Annotated in this window: 13 protein-coding genes; 4 read left to right on the forward strand and 9 right to left on the reverse strand. The window is 72.1% G+C overall.

Translation table 11 applies throughout. The features are described 5' to 3' along the window. Positions 1-202: 202 nt before the first annotated feature. The 4 genes from WAT24_RS14840 to WAT24_RS14855 form a co-directional block, all read right to left on the reverse strand. Positions 203-1,975: an ABC transporter transmembrane domain-containing protein gene (locus WAT24_RS14840; RefSeq protein ID WP_336808686.1), complete on the reverse strand. Its 1,773-nt coding sequence runs from the start codon at positions 1,973-1,975 to the stop codon at positions 203-205. A gap of 97 nt (positions 1,976-2,072) precedes the next feature. After that, positions 2,073-4,061: an OPT family oligopeptide transporter gene (locus WAT24_RS14845; protein WP_336808687.1), complete on the reverse strand. Its 1,989-nt coding sequence runs from the start codon at positions 4,059-4,061 to the stop codon at positions 2,073-2,075. Positions 4,062-4,196: 135 nt separating this feature from the next. Continuing rightward, the gene (locus tag WAT24_RS14850; RefSeq protein WP_336808688.1) at positions 4,197-4,793 is read right to left on the reverse strand and encodes an IMPACT family protein; all 597 of its coding nucleotides are present in this window, start codon (positions 4,791-4,793) and stop codon (positions 4,197-4,199) included. A gap of 67 nt (positions 4,794-4,860) precedes the next feature. Beyond that, positions 4,861-6,306 carry an esterase/lipase family protein gene (locus WAT24_RS14855; RefSeq protein ID WP_336808689.1) on the reverse strand — a complete coding sequence of 482 codons (1,446 nt, stop codon included), beginning with the start codon at positions 6,304-6,306 and terminating at the stop codon, positions 4,861-4,863. 136 nt (positions 6,307-6,442) lie between these two features. On the opposite strand from WAT24_RS14855, the gene WAT24_RS14860 reads away from it, so the two are divergent. Beyond that, positions 6,443-7,210, forward strand: a complete 768-nt coding sequence (locus WAT24_RS14860) for a YdcF family protein (RefSeq protein WP_336808690.1) — start codon at positions 6,443-6,445, stop codon at positions 7,208-7,210. A 25-nt stretch (positions 7,211-7,235) separates the two neighbouring features. Here the strand turns inward: WAT24_RS14860 and WAT24_RS14865 are convergent, their stop codons facing one another. The 3 genes from WAT24_RS14865 to WAT24_RS14875 all read right to left on the reverse strand — a co-directional run bounded on the left by WAT24_RS14865 (position 7,236) and on the right by WAT24_RS14875 (position 11,726). Continuing rightward, positions 7,236-8,669: an aldehyde dehydrogenase family protein gene (locus tag WAT24_RS14865; protein WP_336808691.1), complete on the reverse strand. Its 1,434-nt coding sequence runs from the start codon at positions 8,667-8,669 to the stop codon at positions 7,236-7,238. A gap of 65 nt (positions 8,670-8,734) precedes the next feature. After that, positions 8,735-10,102 carry an exodeoxyribonuclease VII large subunit gene (gene xseA, locus WAT24_RS14870; protein ID WP_336808692.1) on the reverse strand — a complete coding sequence of 456 codons (1,368 nt, stop codon included), beginning with the start codon at positions 10,100-10,102 and terminating at the stop codon, positions 8,735-8,737. Between the two features lie 193 nt (positions 10,103-10,295). Further along, positions 10,296-11,726, reverse strand: coding sequence for a phospholipase D-like domain-containing protein (locus WAT24_RS14875; protein WP_336808693.1), 1,431 nt, complete (start codon positions 11,724-11,726; stop codon positions 10,296-10,298). 81 nt (positions 11,727-11,807) lie between these two features. On the opposite strand from WAT24_RS14875, the gene WAT24_RS14880 reads away from it, so the two are divergent. Continuing rightward, positions 11,808-13,754 carry an acetyl-CoA hydrolase/transferase C-terminal domain-containing protein gene (locus tag WAT24_RS14880; RefSeq protein ID WP_336808694.1) on the forward strand — a complete coding sequence of 649 codons (1,947 nt, stop codon included), beginning with the start codon at positions 11,808-11,810 and terminating at the stop codon, positions 13,752-13,754. 23 nt (positions 13,755-13,777) lie between these two features. Here the strand turns inward: WAT24_RS14880 and WAT24_RS14885 are convergent, their stop codons facing one another. Together WAT24_RS14885 and WAT24_RS14890 are read right to left on the reverse strand one after the other, a co-directional pair. Next, the gene (locus WAT24_RS14885) at positions 13,778-14,245 is read right to left on the reverse strand and encodes a DUF2269 family protein (protein ID WP_336808695.1); all 468 of its coding nucleotides are present in this window, start codon (positions 14,243-14,245) and stop codon (positions 13,778-13,780) included. Next, complete coding sequence (locus WAT24_RS14890; RefSeq protein ID WP_336808696.1) at positions 14,245-15,525, reverse strand: SDR family oxidoreductase; 1,281 nt, start codon at positions 15,523-15,525, stop codon at positions 14,245-14,247. Before WAT24_RS14890 ends, WAT24_RS14885 begins: the two co-directional genes overlap by 1 nt. On the opposite strand from WAT24_RS14890, the gene WAT24_RS14895 reads away from it, so the two are divergent. Both WAT24_RS14895 and ispG read left to right on the forward strand, forming a co-directional pair. Beyond that, positions 15,524-16,006 carry a hypothetical protein gene (locus tag WAT24_RS14895; protein WP_336808697.1) on the forward strand — a complete coding sequence of 161 codons (483 nt, stop codon included), beginning with the start codon at positions 15,524-15,526 and terminating at the stop codon, positions 16,004-16,006. The two genes, WAT24_RS14890 and WAT24_RS14895, sit on opposite strands and share 2 nt — an antisense overlap. 86 nt (positions 16,007-16,092) lie before the next feature. Continuing rightward, positions 16,093-17,349 (forward strand): flavodoxin-dependent (E)-4-hydroxy-3-methylbut-2-enyl-diphosphate synthase, encoded by a 1,257-nt coding sequence (gene ispG / locus WAT24_RS14900; protein ID WP_336808698.1) that lies wholly within the window; start codon positions 16,093-16,095, stop codon positions 17,347-17,349.

Consider the following 17,349-nt stretch of genomic DNA (forward strand, 5'->3'; position numbering starts at 1 on the left):
GGTCGCGCACGTCAAGTTGGCGGCAATGGCGCCCGCACGGGCAACGCGCTGCGCCATCCCGGCCCTCCCCGGAGGGGCGCAAAACCCGCATCGGCCCTTCTTTGCAGCGCCGGAGAACGGTAGGGCTGATGAGGAAGCCGTTTGCCTGCCTCGGCGATGCTTCGGCCCTCGCGGACCTACGTTCGGGCGAACGGGTTGGCGGTTACGCGACGAACTGCAGCCGCGCCAGCTCCGCGTACAGCCCGCCCTCGGCGAGCAGGCTTTCGTGCGTGCCCTGCGCCACGATGCGCCCGCCGTCCATCACCACGATGCGGTCGACGCGCTGCACGGTGGCCAGGCGGTGGGCGATGACCAGCGTGGTGCGGCCCTTTTCCAGCCGTTCGAGGGCCTGCTGGATGGCCGCCTCCGATTGCGCGTCGAGCGCGGAGGTGGCCTCGTCCAGCAACAGCAGCGGCGCGTCGCGCAGGATCGCGCGGGCGATGGCGATGCGCTGGCGCTGGCCGCCGGAGAGGCGCACGCCACGCTCGCCCAGCTCGGCGCCGTAGCCGTCGGCCAGCGCGCTGATGAACTCGTGCGCCTCGGCGGCACGGGCGGCTTCGCGGACCTCCTCGTCGGTGGCGTCCTGGCGGCCGAAGCGGATGTTGTCGGCCGCGCTGCCGGCGAAGATCACCGTTTCCTGCGGCACCAGCGCGATCGCGCCGCGCAGCTCGGGCAGCGACAGCGCGCGCAGGTCCATGCCGTCGAGGCGGATGGCGCCGCGCTGGGGGTCGTAGAAGCGCAGCAGCAGCGCGAACACGGTGCTCTTGCCGGCGCCGGAGGGACCGACCAGCGCCACGGTTTCGCCGGGGCGGATGTCGAGCGTGAAGTCGTGCAGCGCCGGCGCGTCCGGCCGCGTGGGGTAGTGGAAGCCCACGTGCTCGAAGCGCAGCGCGCCGCGCACCGGTCGAAGCAGCGCCAGCGGCTGCGCCGGGTCGGCGATCTGCGCCCGTTCGGCGAACAGCTCGCCGATGCGTTCCATCGCGCCGGCGGCGCGCAGCACGTCGCCCCACACCTCCGACAGGCCCGCCACCGAACCGGCGGCGAACACCGCGTACAGCACGAACTGGCCGAGCACGCCGGGGTCGAGCGAGCCGGCCACCACGTCGCGCGCACCCATCCACAGCACCAGCGTGATAGCGCCGAAGAACAGCACGATCACCGCCGCCGTGAGCAGGGCGCGCATGCCGATGCGGCGGCGGGCGCTTTCAAGCGCGCACAGGATGGCGCTGCCGTAGCGGATGCTCTCGATGTCCTCGCGCGCATAGGCCTTGACCGCGGGCGCCGCGTTGAGCGTCTCGTTGGCGATCGCCGCGGCGTCGGCCAGGCGGTCCTGGCTGGCGCGCGAGAGCTTCTGCACGCGTCGGCCGAACACCAGGATCGGCAGCATCACCGCGGGAATCACCAGCGCGGTGAGGCCGGCCAGGCGCGGACTGGTCCACACCATCATGGCGCTGGCGCCGAGCAGCATCACGGCGCTGCGCAGGGCGACGGAGATGCCGGAGCCGATCAGCGCCTGGACGACTTCAGTGTCGGTGCCCAGACGCGAGATCAGTTCGCCCACGCGCGAGCGCTCGAAGAAGCCTACGTCCAGGCGGATCACGTGTGCATACAGCTTGGTCCGCAGCGCCGCGAGCGAGCGCTCGCCCAGCAGGGTGATGCAGAAGTAGCGGGCGGCCGTGGCGAAGGCGAGCACCAGCGCCACGCCGAACAGGCCGAGGAAGGTGCGGTCCAGGGTCTCGCGGCTGGCGTGGCCGAAGCCGGCGTCGATCATGTGGCGGACCGCCATCGGCAGCACCAGGGTCGAGCCCGAGGACAGCGCCAGGAACACCAGCCAGCCGATCGCCAACGCCTTGTGCGGCTTGAGGAAGGGCCACAGCTGGCGCAGCGGGCCGATGCGGCGGGCGGGGCGGGCGTCGCGTGCGGAGGTGTCGCTCATGGGCCTGACCGGAGAGGAGTCGCAGGTCCAGATGGGGGCGCCCGGCCGAAAAGAAAACGGGGCGCCCAGGCGCCCCGTGATTTCCTGGCGAGCGCGCTCAGGCCTCGCTGGTCTGCGCCATGCGCCAGACCCAGCGGTACATGCCGTACACCACGGCCGCGAAGGCCAGGCCGCCGATCACGATCGCCGCCTCGGCGAAGCCCGGCCCGACCAGCGCCAGCGGGGTCGCCTTGCCGGACAGGCCGACGATGAAGGCGATCGCGACGCCGATCACGCTCTCGCCCACGATCAGGCCCGAGGCCAGTAGTACGCCGAGCTGCTTGGTGGTTTCCGGCTTGGGCGTGCGGTCGGCGCGGCGATCGTAGAACCAGCCGACGATCGAGCCGACCACCACCATCAGCGTGCTGGTGGTGGGCAGGTAGATGCCCAGGCCCACGGCCAGCGGCGGCAGCCGCATGTGACGGGTGGTGCGGGCCAGGACCTCGTCCAGCGCGATGATGCCGATGCCGATCAACCCGCCGATGCGGATCAGGCTCCAGTCGATGTTGCCGGTGATCACGCCCTGCGCCAGTGCGGAGATCAGGCCCGCCTGCGGCGCCGGCAGCGCGTGCGCGCCCGCGCCGGCCACGCCGACGAAACCGTAGGCCTTGTTCAGCAGGTCGAGCACCGGCGGAATCACCGCCGCGCCGGCGATCACGCCGATCACCAGCGCGACCTGCTGGCGCCACGGCGTGGCGTCGACCAGCTGGCCGGTCTTCAGGTCCTGCAGGTTGTTGTTGGCGATCGCCGCCACCGTGAACACCACCGAGGTGATGAACAGCGAGAAGGCCACCAGCGCCTTGCCCGCCTCCGGCGGGAGGTAGGGCTTGACGCCCGCCACCAGCAGCAGCGCCGCGCAGATCACCACCAGGATGCCCACGCCCGACAGCGGGCTGTTCGACGAGCCGATCAAGCCGGCCATGTAGCCGCAGACGGTGGACACGAAGAAGCCCATCAGCACCACGAACGCGACGCCACCGATGGCCAGCACGGCCACGTGGTCGCCCAGCCCGCTGATCGAGCCGAAGTAGCCCAGCAGCCAGGCGATCGGCACGAAGCAGGCCAGCGTGACCAGGCCGACGATGCCGATCGGGATGTCCTGCTCGGTGCGCGGCAGGCTCTCGGCCTTGCCGGCCTTGCGCACGCGGGAGGCCGCCATCGCCGAGGTCAGGCCGCCGATCACCGGCTTGACCAGCTTGGCCAGGGTCCAGATCGCCGACACGCCGATCGCGCCCGCGCCGATGAAGCGCACCTTGTGGCTCCAGGTGGACTGCGCCAGGTCGGCCGCGGCGGTGGTCAGGTCGTGCGTCAGCAGCGAGTAGTAGGGTACGCCCCAACCCCAGCCGATCACTGCGCCGACCAGCATGGCGATGCCGACCGACAGGCCGACCAGGTGGCCGATCGCGAACAGGGCGAAGGACAGGTTGAAGTCGAAGCCGCTCGCCGCGCCGCGGTCGCCGATGCGGAAATAGCGGGCCACGTCGGCGGCGAACACCTGGGTCGCGACCACGATGGCGAACACCGCCGAAACGATCGCGCCCCACACCACCGAGAGCAGGCCGGCGCGACCTTCGGCCGGGTCGGCGCCGATCTCGCCGCTGCCCACCTTGAGCACCTCGGCGCAGGCCACGCCCTCGGGGTAGGGCAGGTCGGAGGTGGTCACCAGCGCGCGGCGCAGCGGGATCGAGTACATCACGCCGAGCACGCCGCCGAGCGCGCACACCGCGAAGGACAGCCAGAACGGGAAGCCCGTCCACCAGCCGATCATGATCATGCCGGGCAGCACGAAGATGATCGACGACAGCGTGCCCGCCGCCGAGGCGATCGTCTGCACGATGTTGTTTTCCTGGATGGTCGCGTTGCGGAAGGTCCGCAGCAGCGCCATCGAGATCACCGCGGCCGGGATCGAGGTGGCGAAGGTGAGGCCGGCCTTGAGGCCGAAAAACACGTTCGCGGCGGTGAAGACGACGGTGATGACGACGCCGATGATCACGCCGCGCAAGGTCAGTTCGGTGCGCCGGCCGGCGCCTTGGGTCTGGGCTGTCACGTGGTATGGATTCCGTCTTGATTGGTCCCCCGCGCGCCGACCACCGACGCGCCCCCTGCGGCCGGGTTCCCCCTCGGCCGCTGCGGGAGCATAGCGTGATCGAGCCGGACGTTGCGACGCGATGCGGCGCCCGCGTCAGTCCAGGCGCCGCACCTCGCCCCGGCCGCGGGTGAGATCCAGGATGCGCGCCTGCGCTTCGCCGGCATGCGCGGCGGGCAGTTGCAACTCCAGCAGCGCTCCGTCCGCCTCGAAGCGCTCGCTCTCCACGCGGGCTTGCCAGGACGCGCAGCGCGACTTGAGCAGGGCGAGATCGGCGAACGCGCAGCGCACCGCCAGCCGGGCCATCGCCACCAGCGGCACGCGCTCGGCCAGCCGCAGGCATTCGGCCGCGGTACCGCCGTAGGCGCGCACCAGGCCCCCGGCACCGAGCTTGATGCCGCCGTACCAGCGCGTGACCACCACCATCGCCCGGTCGATGCCCGCGCCTTCGATCGCCTGCAGGATCGGTCGGCCCGCGGTACCGCCGGGTTCGCCATCGTCATGGAAGCGGTAGTCCTGGCCGATGCGGTAGGCCCAGCAGTTGTGCGTGGCCGCGGGGTCGGCCACCTGCCGCAGGAACGCCAGCGCGTGTTCCGGCGTGTCCACCGGTGCGGCCTGCGCGAGGAAGCGGCTCTTGCGGACGTCCTGCGCGTGCCGGCAGGCGGCGGCGAGGACGGACAGGGGCTCGGACATGCGCGGCGACGTGGAACGGGACCACGCACGTTAGCACGCGGGGACGTGGCCCGCGCGGCCGCCGGCCTCAGCCGGCGATCACCGGGCCCGGATCCGGATGGCGGAAATCCTGCGGGGCGAGCTCCTGGGTGAGGCGGAACACGCCCTGGTGCACCTTGCGCGGCAGTACCACGTCCAGCACGGTGGTTTCGTGGGGACCGAAGAGGGCGAACAGGTCCTCGTCGGCGGCGCTGGCCGCCAGCGCGTGATGCACCAGGCCGGTGAGGTCGGCCGGCTGCACCCGCGCGCCATAGGGGCGGTGGCTGGCCACGACCGGTCGCAGTGTCCGGCGCGGGTTGCGCGGGTCGGGAACGCGCGCGTCGCCGGCGAGCAGGGCATGGTTGAGGAACAGCGTGATGGTGCACGGGTCGGCCGAGTTCGCCTGGCGGTCGCTGAGGAAGCCGGCAGGCAACTGGTCCAGGCTCGCTTCCGGGCCGGCGGTGAACAGGAAGCCGGCGCCGATCAGCGGCTCGCCCGATTCATCGGTCAGACGCAGCACCAGCATGCTGCGCGGGTCGTGGATGTGCACGCGCGGGGCGAACGGCCCGACCGGTTCCAGCTCCACCTTGTCCGCGTCGCGCGCGCGGTTCTCGGCGTCGAAGGCGTCGCACAGGGCGGCGTAGGCGGCCGCGTCGTTCACCCGCAGGCAGCGCACGATGGCGTCCACCGTGGCCGGCGCGGCGGCGGCGAGGATGCCCTGGTCGTGTCCCGAGTGCGAGGCGCCGGCGATCAGCTTGAAGGCGCAACGCGGGCCACGCAGCAGGCTGAGCGAGAGGCCGTCGGCCGTGGCGCCGCGACTGCCGCCGGGCACGGCCAGCACGGCGTGGCGTGCGTTGAGGTTGGCCGAAGCGATGCGCACCACGCCGTCGGAACCATCCTCGCCGGTGTAGCTGTTGAGGTGGTCGTAGAGCGAGCGGTCCGGACGGTCGCCGGTCAGCACGAACTGGTACTGGCCGTGCGCTGCAGGATCGGTGCCGTGGATGTGGTCCAGGTTGAGCGAGAGCGACGCGGCGCTACCCAGCTCCAGCCAGTCGAGGATGCGCCGGCCCGGTTCCACGCCGTCGAACCAGGCCTTGAGCCGGCCGAGCGTGCCCTTGCCGAGCTTGGCCAGGGCGGAGCCGAAGTTGGCCGGCGCCAGCATCACCAGATGGCTCAGGCGGATGGTGCTGTAGCTGCCGGGCTTGTCCCGCTGCGCGCGCAGCCACTCGCGCACGACCGGTCCGCCGGTGGAGTGGGTGATGCAGGCGAAGCTGCCGGTCGCGAGGTGCAGGTCGCGCAGCGCGCGGTCGAAGGCGCGCACCAGGTCGCCCATGGTGACCGTATCGTCGAAGCTCACGTACTCCGAGAGCCAGAGGTCGCGCAGGATCAGCGGCAGGCCGGCCGCCGAGGCGGCTTCCTGCACGCGTTGCGGCATGGCGCCGTAGGTCGCGGTGCTGGTGACGCTCCAGCCGTGCACGAAGACGACCGTGGTCATGTCGCATTTCCCTGTGTGTGCTGGGAAAAGGGTAGCAGGCGGCCCGCATGCAGGTCGCCCCGGCCACCGGCGTGCGCGTGGCGCTCAGCTTCGGCCCGGCATAATGCCGGGCCCGCTCCCTGCACGAGGATCGCCGATGATCATCCGCCTGCTGCTCGCGTTGCTCGCCTGTGCCTGGCTGGCCGGCCGCCGGGGATGGCGGCGATTGCAGCGGGTGGTCGTGATCCTCACCGTCGTGGCGATCTTCGCAATCGGTTGCGGGCCGGTGCCGAAGCTGCTGTTGCGCTGGTGGCAGGCCCCCTATGCGCATCGCCCCGCACTGGACTGGGCTCCCTCCAACGCCATCGTGCTGCTCACCGCCGGTGTCACCTACCCACCCGGCGGTCCGCTCGAGCCGGGGCAGTCCGCGTACTCGCGCATCGCCGAGACGGTCGCGCTGTATCGCGACTGTCGTGCCGCCGGGGTGCGCTGCACGGTGCTGGTGAGCGGTGGCGATGCGCTGGCCACCGGCGAACCGCTGTCGCGCACCTACCGGCGTACGCTGGAACGGCTCGGCGTGCCGGCCGCGGACCAGGTGCTCGAGTCGCGCAGCCACACCACCTGGCAGAACGCGCAGTTCGCGCGCGAACCGTTGGCGCGCATCGGTGCCGACCGCGTCTGGCTGGTGACTTCGGCGCACCATCTGCGTCGCGCCGCGTACGCGTTCCAGCGCTTCGGCATCGCGGTCACGCCCGTGCGTGCCGATTACCTGCGGGGCGTATGGTCGCCGCTGCCGACCGTGTACAACATCTATGCCACCAACGCCGCGCTGCACGAATGCGTCGGCATGCTCCTCTACCAGTGGTACGCCTGGCGCGAGCACCTGAACCCGTCGCTGGATGGCGCCGGGCCGCCGGGCGACTGAGCAGGGACCCGCACCGGTTCCCGCGTCAGGCCGGGCGCCGCATCACCATCAGGCGCACCTCGGTCATGTCTTCGATCGCGCAGCGCACGCCCTCGCGGCCGAAGCCGGAACGCTTGATGCCGCCGTAGGGCATGTTGTCGACGCGGAAGCTGGGGATGTCGTTGACGATCACGCCGCCCTGCTCGAGCTCGTCCCAGGCGCGCATGGCATGTTCAAGGCGGTCGGTGAAGATGCCGGCCTGCAGGCCGTAGTCGGAGTCGTTGACCAGCGCGATCGCCTGGTCGAAATCGTCGAACGGCGCGAGCAGGGCGAACGGGCCGAAGGCTTCCAGACAGTTCGCCTTGGCGTCGCGCGGCACGTTCTCCATCAGCGTCGCCTCCAGCATGTTGCCCTGGCGCCGGCCGCCGCACAGCAGCGTGGCGCCGGCCTGGCGCGCTTCCTCGATCCAGCCGTGCAGGCGCTCGGCGGCGGCCTCGTCGATCATCGGTCCGATGAACACGTCCTTCTTTTTCGGGTCGCCGGCCTTGAGCTTCCTGGTGGCGGCGACCAGCTTCTTCTTCAGCGCCTCGTAGATCGACGCATGCGCGTAGATGCGCTGCACGCCGATGCAGCTCTGGCCGGACTGGTAGAACGCGCCGAACACCAGCCGCTCGACGATGGCGTCGAGCTTGTCGCCCTGGTCATCGTCCACGATGCAGGCCGCATTGCCGCCCAGCTCCAGCACCACCTTCTTGCGCCCGGCGCGCGCCTTGAGGTCCCAGCCGACCTGCCCGCCGGTGAAGGAGAGCAGCTTGAAGCGCTCGTCCTCGACCAGCGGCGCGGCGTGCCGGCCGTCCACCGGCAGGATCGAGAAGGCCCCCCGCGGCAGGTCGGTCTCCGCCAGCACCTGGCCGATGATCAGCGCGCCGATGGGGGTCCTCTCGGACGGCTTGAGCACGAACGGGCAGCCGGCGGCGATCGCGGGCGCCACCTTGTGCGCGACCAGGTTGAGCGGGAAGTTGAACGGCGTGATGAACGAGACCGGGCCGATCGGCACGCGCCGGGTGTAGCCGTGATAGCCGTCCAGCCGCGGCGCCAGCTCGAGGGTGAGCGTCTGGCCATCGATGCGCACGGCCTCGGCGGCGGCAATGCGGAAGGTCTCGATCAGCCGGGTGACCTCGCCGGCGGCATCCTTGATCGGCTTGCCGGCCTCGATGCACAGCGCCATCGCCAGCTCGTCGCGGCGCTCGGTGAAGCGCGCCACGCAATGCTCCAGCACCGCCTGGCGCGCCCACGGCTTGAACGCGCGCATCGGCGCGGCAGCTCTGGACGCGGCGGCGATCGCCTTCTCGATCGCCCGCGCGTCGGGTACCGCCACGCGGGTGGCCACCTTGCCGCTGTACTTGTCGCGGACCTCCAGGTCGGCGTTGGGCTGCTGCGGGCGGTTGGCGAGGTAATAGGGATAGGTCTTGTCGAGCATGGGTCCGTCTCCAGGCGATCGGCCGCAGCCTGCCGCCAGCCACGTTGCCGGGGTGTGCAAAGGAGCTACCGGGGCTCGTCGGTGCCGTCGGTGACGCGCAGCGCCAGTTCGCCCTCGGCCAGGCGCGCCCGCAGCGGCGTGCCGGGCGGGGCGTCCCTGGCGGCACGCAGCACGTGTCCCTGGGCATCGAACACGATGGCATAGCCGCGTTCCAGCGTGGCGAGCGGGCTGACCGCCTGCAGCGCGCGCGCGGCCTGGCGCAGGTTCAGGCGGGCGCGTTCCAGGCGGTGGCTCATGCATTGTTCCAGCGAGCGCTGGCGCTCGGCCAGGCGTCGGTGCAGCAGTTGCAGCCGCTGGCGCGGGTGCTGCGCCAGCAGCCGTGCGTGCAGCCGCTCCAGGCGCGCGGCGCGCAGGCGGGCCTGTTCGCGCAGCGCGGCGTGCAGGCGCCGGTGCAGCTGCACCAGCCGCTCGCGGTCGCGGGCCAGCCGCGCCTGCGGGCGCTGCGCCTGCAGGCGCGCCAACAGGTGGTCGACGCGCTGGACCTGCGCCTGCAGGCGCCGGCGCTGCAACTGTTGCAGCCGGTGCGCGAGCTGGCCGAGGTGCCGGCGCAGCGCCTCGCCGTCGGGCACCAGCAGTTCGGCGGCCGCCGATGGCGTGGCGGCGCGAAGGTCCGCCGCGAAGTCGGCGATCGAGAAGTCGATCTCGTGGCCCACCGCGCACACCACCGGCACGGCGCTGGCGTGGACGGCGCGGGCGACCGCCTCGTCGTTGAAGGCCATCAGGTCCTCCAGCGAGCCGCCGCCGCGGGTCAAGAGCAGCACGTCGTGGCGGGCGGCCGCCGAGGCCTTGCGCAGCATCGCCACGATCGCGGGCGGCGCCTCGCGGCCCTGCACCGGCACCGGAAGCAGCTCCACCTCGACCAGCGGCCAGCGGCGGCGCAGCACGCTCAGCACGTCGCGGATCGCCGCTCCGGTGGCCGAGGTGATCACGCCGATGCGGCGGGCGTAGCGGGGCAGGGGCCGCTTGCGCGAAGGGGCGAACAGACCCTCCGCATCGAGCCGCGCCTTGAGCTGCTCGAACTGCCGCCGCAGCGCGCCTTCGCCGGCCAGTTCCATGTGCTCGGCGACCAGCTGGAACTCGCCGCGCGGCTCGTACAGCCCGACCCGCGCCCGTACCAGCACGTGCATGCCGTCGGCGGGGCGGAAGCGCAGCCAGCCGCTCTTGGGCTTGAACATGGCGGCGCGTACCTGGGCGCCGGCATCCTTCAGGGTGAAGTACAGGTGGCCGGATGCCGGGCGCGAGACGTTGCACAGCTCACCCTCGATCCAGACCAGCGGCAGCGCGTCCTCCAGCAGCCCGCGCACCAGCCGGTTGAGGGTGCTCGGGGTGAGGACGGTGCGCGGGGGCGCCGGGCGGTCGTCGAAGCTGTGCATGGGCCGTCGAGCCTAGCACGAAGCGCTGAACGAACATGCGCTTGGCGAACAAACTGCAAGCATTGCCTGACCTTTCGCGGTCCGGGGCCATCCGGGGAGAGCTTGCTCGCGATGCAGCTGCGTTCCGTCACGCGAGACATGGCCGGCTCGTCGCCTGCGGGATCGCAAGCAGGCCCGCTCCTACCGGCGCGGGTCAGCCGTCCCCGCGCCGGCGCAGGCGCCATACGCGGATGGCCAGGTTGAGCGCGAACCAGGCCGAGAGCGTGGCGATCGGCCAGCTCACCACTTTCGGCCAGACCAGGGCGACGGCGGCCAGCAGCGCCAGCACGGCGATGCCGACCAGCAGCGGCCCGCGCGCGGTGTCCCCCAGCACGCGGCGGTCGGTCAGCGCCGCGCCGACCGTGTTGGCGATGCGCAGCGCGCCGGCCGCGGCGCGGCTGGAACTGCCGCCGGGGCGCTTCGGCCGCGGCGGACGCTCGGTGCTGCTCTGCACCCGCGCCAGGTGCGGGCGGCGCCGGCGCGGGGCGAGCACGATCTCGGTGGCGTTGGCCAGGTCGCGCTCGTACTGCTCGGCCAGCCGGCGCGCGAAGCCGGCGTCTTCCACCGCCACATCGATCTCGCGGTTGCCCAGCCAACTGGCGATATTGAGGTTGGACGAGCCCACCCGCGCCCACTGGCCGTCGGCCACTGCGGTCTTGGCGTGCAGCATCGAGCCGTTCCACTCGAACACGCGGATGCCGGCCTTGAGCAGCGGCCGGTAGCCCGAGCGCGACATGCCGGCGACCAGCGGGATGTCGCTGGTGCCGGGCACCAGCAGCCGCACGTCGACGCCGTCGCGCGCGGCCGACGCCAGCGCCTGCACGTACGGCGCCATGCCGACGAAGTAGGCGTCGGTGATCCACAGCGTGCGGCGCGCCATCGCCGCAACCTGCTGGTCGAGCCGGTACATGCCCGCGGTGGCCGGCTGGGTGGCGATCACCCGCAAGGCGATGGTGCCGGCCTGGGCCTCCACCGCCGGTGACGTCAGGTCGAGCGGCGTGCCGAGGCTGGCCCAGCTCTGCGCGAAGGCCAGTTCCAGCTCGGCGACCGCCGGCCCGCGCAGCGCGACGCCGGTGTCTCGCCAGGGTGGCACGCCACGCCGCGCATCGCCGAGCCAGCGCGCGCTGATGCACACCCCGGAAAGGAAGCCGAGCTGGCCGTCGACCACCAGCAGCTTGCGATGGTCGCGGGTGATCCAGCCGAACGGCTTGCCCAGTTGCGGTGGGTTGAACACCCGCACCTCGCCGCCGGCGCGGCGCAAGGGTTGCCAGAAGGCGGAGCCGGACTGGCCCAGGCAACCCAGCCAGTCGTACACCACCGCCACCGTGACACCGGCGCGGGCGCGTTCGACCAGGGCGTCGCGAAAGGCGCGGCCGACCTCGTCGTCGCTGATCAGGTAGTTCTCCAGCAGCACCCGCTGGCGCGCGCCGCGGATCGCCGCCAGCCACGCCTCGTAGTGCGCCGCGGCGTCGATCAGCAGCTCGATCGCATTGCCCCCCAGCAGGGGCGCGCCGGCGGCCCGGCTCAAGGCCTGCTCGGCCAGGAACCGGCTCGGTGCCGACGGGATCAGCGGGGTCGATGCCATGCGGCGAGTGTAGGGCAAGCCGACGCGCCGCCGCGTCGCCGGCATGTGCGCCCGCGCCCCGGCTTCTGCCATGATCCGCGCATGCCGTCCGCGCCTCGCCTCGACGACACCGCCGCCTGCGCAAGGCTGATCGCCGAGCGGCTGGGACCGCACCTGCGCGTGGCCGCACCGCTCGGCCTGGGCAAGCCGCATGGCCTGCTCAACGCGCTGTACCGGCTCACCGTGGCGGACCGGGCCCGCACGATGACGCTCTACACGGCACTGTCGCTGACCCGGCCGCAGCCCCGGCCCGGCCTGGAGGCGCGCTTCCTGGGCCCCTTCCTGGAGCGCCACTTCGGCGCCGGCTACGAGGACCCGGAGTACGCCCTGGCCGAGGCGCGCCACGCGCTGCCGGGCAACGTGGCGGTGCACGAGTTCTACCTGCAGTCGGGGGCGCTGCTGCATGCGCCGCGAGCGCAGCGCGACTACATCAGCCAGAACTACACGCACGTGGCGCGCGACCTCGCGGAGCAGGACGTGAACCTGCTGGTGCAACTGGTTGCCCGCCGGGAAACGCCCGATGGGGCGCGCTACAGCCTGTCGAGCAATCCCGACCTCACGCTCGACTTCCTGGCCCGCTGCAAGCGGGTGGGCAAGCGGCGGCCACTGTGCGTGGCGGTGGTCCATCCGGACCTGCCCTACCTCAGCGGCCACGCGGAGGTCGGCGCGGACTTCTTCGACCTGGAACTCGCGCCGCCGCGCCAACCACCCCTGTTCGCGCTGCCACGACCGGCGGTGGGCCTGGCCGAGTACGCGCTGGGGCTGCATGCCAGCGCCCTGGTCAGGGACGGCGGCTGCCTGCAGATCGGCATCGGTGCGCTGTCCGATGCGCTGGTGAAGTCCCTGCTGTTGCGCCAGCAGGCCAACGCCGCCTGGCGCGAGGCGCTGCGTGTGCTCGACGGCACCGGCGCGACCCGGGCGCTGGCCGGGCGCATCGGCGGTACCACGCCTTTCGCCACCGGCCTGTACGGCGCCAGCGAAATGGTGATGGACGGCTTCATGCACCTGGCGCGGGCCGGCATCCTCAGGCGCCGCAGCTGGGACAACCTGGCACTGGAGCGCGCGTCGGCCGCCGGCCGGCTGAATCCGGCCACGCCCGGCGGGCACTACCTGCGCGGCGCCTTCTTCCTCGGCAGCCGGGAGCTGTACGAATGGCTGGCCGCGACCGAAGCGGCCGACCCGGACGCGATCGACATGTGCCCGGTCTCCAACGTCAACCAGCTCTACGGCGACCATCAGGCACTGGCGGCACTGCAGCGGCGCGGCGCGCGCTTCTTCAACACCTGCATGATGGCCACGCTGCTGGGTGCGGCGGTTTCCGATGCGCTGGAGGACGGCCAGGTGGTGAGTGGCGTCGGCGGCCAGTACAACTTCGTGGCGATGGCCCACGAGCTGGAGGACGGCCGCTCGGTGCTGCTGCTGCGCGCGACCCGCCGCGAACGCGGCGAGGTGCGCACCAACATCCGCTGGAACTACGGCCACACCACCATTCCGCGCCATCTCCGCGACCTGGTGGTGACCGAGTACGGCGTGGCCGACCTGCGCGGCAAGAGCGACAGCGAGTGCATCGAGGCGATGCTGTCGATCTGCGATGCGCGCTTTCTGGATGCGCTGGCGGCCGAGGCCAAGGCGCACGGCAAGCTCGCGCCGGATTTCCGCATTCCCGAGGCATGGCGCCGGCACCGGCCCGAGTGCCTGCGCGAGGCACTGGCACCGATGCGCCGCGCCGGCCTGGTGCCCGGCTACCCGTTCGGCAGCGATTTCACCGAGGTGGAGCAACAACTGGTGCCCGCGCTGGGCTGGCTCAGGGAGCGGGCCGCGAGCTGGCGCGGGCGGCTGGCGCTGGCCGGTGCCCTGGTGCGACCCGGCCGCCCCGTGGCGGGCGAGGCGGCCGCGCTGGATCGCATGCACCTGGCCACGCCGCGGCGACTCGGCGAACGCCTGCAGCGGCGCCTGCTCCTCGCCGCCCTGCGGCAGGCGACACCGTAGAGCGCGTCAGAGAGGCGAGGGCGTCAGAGTGGCGGCTTCACCACCATCAAGTAGAACACCGCCAGGAAGGCGAGGAAGGCCGGTACGCCCAGCGCCACCCAGAGGCGGAAGGCCCGCCAGTACGCCGGCGGCAGCGGTATCGCCTCGGCGCAGGCGTGCGCCGCCAGGCCGCGCATGCGCATCTGCAGCAGCACCACCGGCAACCAGCAGGCGATCGCCACGGCGTACAGCGCAACCGACCAGCCCACCCAGCCGCCGCGCCAGGGAATGCCGGCCCAGCGCACCAGCCAGAAGCCGCTCAGCGGCTGGAACACCGCCGTGGTCGCGGTGAACAGCCAGTCCGCCAGCACCACGTAGCGCGCCACCACCGCCACCACACGCGCATCGCGGTGCAGGCTGGCCACCAGCAGGTAGAACGCGCTGCCGATGCCCGTGCCGAACAGCAGGGTGGAGGACAGCACGTGCAGCCACTTGACGACCAGGTAGGCCATCAGCGCCGCTCCGCCGCGTACAGCATGCCGAGCAACGCCAGCATCGGCAGGTTCTTCAGGATCGGCCCGAACGGATGCAGCCAGAAGTCCGGCAGGGCGACCGTGATGATTGCCGTGTAGCCCAGCATCAGCACCGCCTGGGCCAGATAGGCGGCGCGCAACGCCCGGCCACGCAGCAGCAGCGTGGCGAGGCCGAAGAGCAGGTCCATCCCGGCCGCGCCGTACAGCGCCCATCGCGCCGGCAGGCCGGTCAGACCCACGCGGCCGAGCAGGGCCAGGCTGCCGGCCACCGGGTAGAGGCCCAGCGACACGATGCCGGTTACCAGCCAGACCGTCGCCACGGCGAGGCGACCCAGCGCGCCCCACGCGCGCCAGGCGAGCAGCACGCGCAGGTCGGTCGCCTCGGAGGGCGCAAGGAAGCGGCGCGGTGGCCGCGGTGCCTGTCCCAGCCATGCGACCAGCGGACGGACATCGGCCGTGTTGCCGCGCGCGAGCATGGCCAGCGCCTCGCGGTCGAGCCAGCGGCCGCCCACGCGCGCCAGCCAGGCGGAAGGCAGGCCGAGCACGCGCAACCGGTGGCCGCCGAGGGCGTGGCGCAGCAGGGCCAGATAGCGGGCCAGCGAAAGCGGCTGCGGGCCCACCGCGGCCAACACGCCCGGCCGGTCGTCCCGCTCCAGCAGGCGCACCACCAGGCAGGCGAGATCGTCGACATGGATCGGCTGGACGCGCTGGCGCCCGCCATCGGGCAGCACCGTCAGCGGCCACCAGGCGAGCAGCATCAGCATGCGGCTGCTGGCGCCGCCCGCGCCGAACACCAGCGAGGGTTGCAGCACCGTCCCGCTCGGCACCATCGCGCGCAGCGCCGCATCGCCGGCGCGCTTGCTGCGATGGAAGCGGCTGGCGGCGTGCTCGTCGGCGCCCAGCGCGGACATTTGCACCACGCGCGTGACGCCGCATTCGCGGCAGGCCGCGAACAGCGCCCTGGGCGTTTGCGCATGAATGCGCCGGAAGGTCTGCTCGCCGTGTTCGGCGAAGATGCCCACGGCATTGACCACCGCATCGATGCCGAGCAGGCGCGCCTGCCAGTCGGACGGATGCGTGTCCCGCGCGAAGTCCACATAGACGTGGTCTACACCGGCGGCGCGGCTACGCTGCCGACGGACACCGCGTACCGGGTGATGACCGGCCGCCTGCAGGGCATCGCAGACCGCACGACCGATCAGGCCATCGGCCCCCAGCACCAGTACGCGCATGCCGTCCCCGCCGGAACCCTCGATCATGTCCAGACTGCCCGCCCGCCCGAACCCGTCATGGCTCGTCCGCACCAACCTCAGCGGCGCCCTGGCCGCGGTGCTGTCGAGCGTGGTGGTGGCCGCGTGTAGTGCGCGCGAAGCGCGCGCGGCCTTCGCCGGGGTGAACGCGACCAGCCAATGGCTGTGGGGGCGGGGAGCGAAGCGGCATCTGCGGCCGAGCTGGCGCTACACCGCCGTGGGCTACCTGGTGCACCACTTCAGCTCGCTGCTGTGGGCGGGTGTCTACGAATGGTGGTGCCTGCGCCGGCCCGCCGTGCCGCGTGCCTGTGCCACGCGCGCCGCCGCGGTAGCCGCCACCGCGTTCCTGGTCGATTACACGATCACGCCGCGGCGGTTTCGCCCCGGCTTCGAGCGGCACATCGGTCCGGCGTCGATCGCGGCGGTCTACCTGACCTTCGGCCTGGGGCTGTACGCCGGCGCCAGGCTGCGCCGTCCCCCACGCCGCTGACCTGCGGCCGCCGCGGCCCGAGGTAAGGTTCGGGTATTCTTGTGCGATGCCGCAGTCGTGCGGTGCGAATGTCGGTTCTCGAGCTTATGAACGAATCCGTTTCCCGGCCGCGTCCGGCCGGCCCGGCGATGCGCCGGCCGAGCGTGGGCGTGCGCGTGGGCAAGGTCCTGGTCGGCGGGGGCGCGCCGGTGGTGGTGCAGTCGATGACCAACACCGACACCGAGGATCCGGCCAGCACCGCGAAACAGATCGCCGAGCTGGCGCGCGCAGGCTCGGAAGTCGTGCGCATCACCGTGAACACGCCGGCGGCCGCGGCGGCGGTGCCGCGCATCGCCGAGCGGCTGGCGATGATGGGCGTGGACGTGCCGATCGTGGGTGACTTCCACTACAACGGCCACCAGTTGCTGGAAGCCGAGCCGGCCTGCGCCGAGGTGCTGGCCAAGTACCGAATCAATCCCGGCAACGTCGGCTTCGGCAAGAAGAAGGACAGCCAGTTCGCCTCGATCATCGAGAAGGCGATCCAGTACGGCAAGCCGGTGCGCATCGGCGCCAACTGGGGTTCCCTGGACCAGGGCATGGTCGCCACGCTGATGGACGAGAACGCGCGCCGCGCCGAGCCCTGGGACGCCGGCGTGGTCGCGCGCGAGGCGCTGATCCGCTCCGCACTCGACTCGGCCGCGCGGGCCGAACAGCTCGGCCTGCCCCGCGATCGCATCATCCTCTCGTGCAAGGTCTCCGGCGTGCAGGAACTGATCGCGGTGTACCGCGACCTGGCCGCGCGCTGCGACTACGCCCTGCATCTGGGCCTGACCGAGGCCGGCATGGGCTCCAAGGGCATCACCGCCTCGGCGGCCGCGCTGGCGGTGCTGCTGCAGGAAGGCATCGGCGATACCATCCGCATCTCGCTGACGCCGGAACCCGGCGGTGCGCGCACGCAGGAGGTGATCGTCGCACAGGAGCTGCTGCAGACCATGGGCCTGCGCGCGTTCACGCCGCTGGTCACCGCCTGTCCGGGCTGTGGCCGCACCACCAGCGAATTCTTCCAGGAGCTGGCCAGGACGGTGCAGGCGCACGTGCGCGCCCGGATGCCCGAATGGCGCGTGATGTACGACGGCGTCGAGAACCTCACGCTTGCCGTGATGGGCTGCGTGGTCAACGGCCCGGGCGAGTCCAAGCACGCCAACATCGGCATCTCGCTGCCGGGTAACGGCGAGGCGCCTTCGGCGCCGGTCTTCATCGACGGCGAGAAGGCGACCACGCTGCGCGGCGACAACATTGCCGAGGAATTCGTCGCCATCCTCGACGACTACGTGGCGACCCGGTACAGCGCGCGCGCGGGCTGA

This window comes from Fulvimonas yonginensis (assembly GCF_037137055.1).
In the GTDB taxonomy this organism is placed as follows: Bacteria; Pseudomonadota; Gammaproteobacteria; order Xanthomonadales; family Rhodanobacteraceae; genus Frateuria_A; species Frateuria_A yonginensis.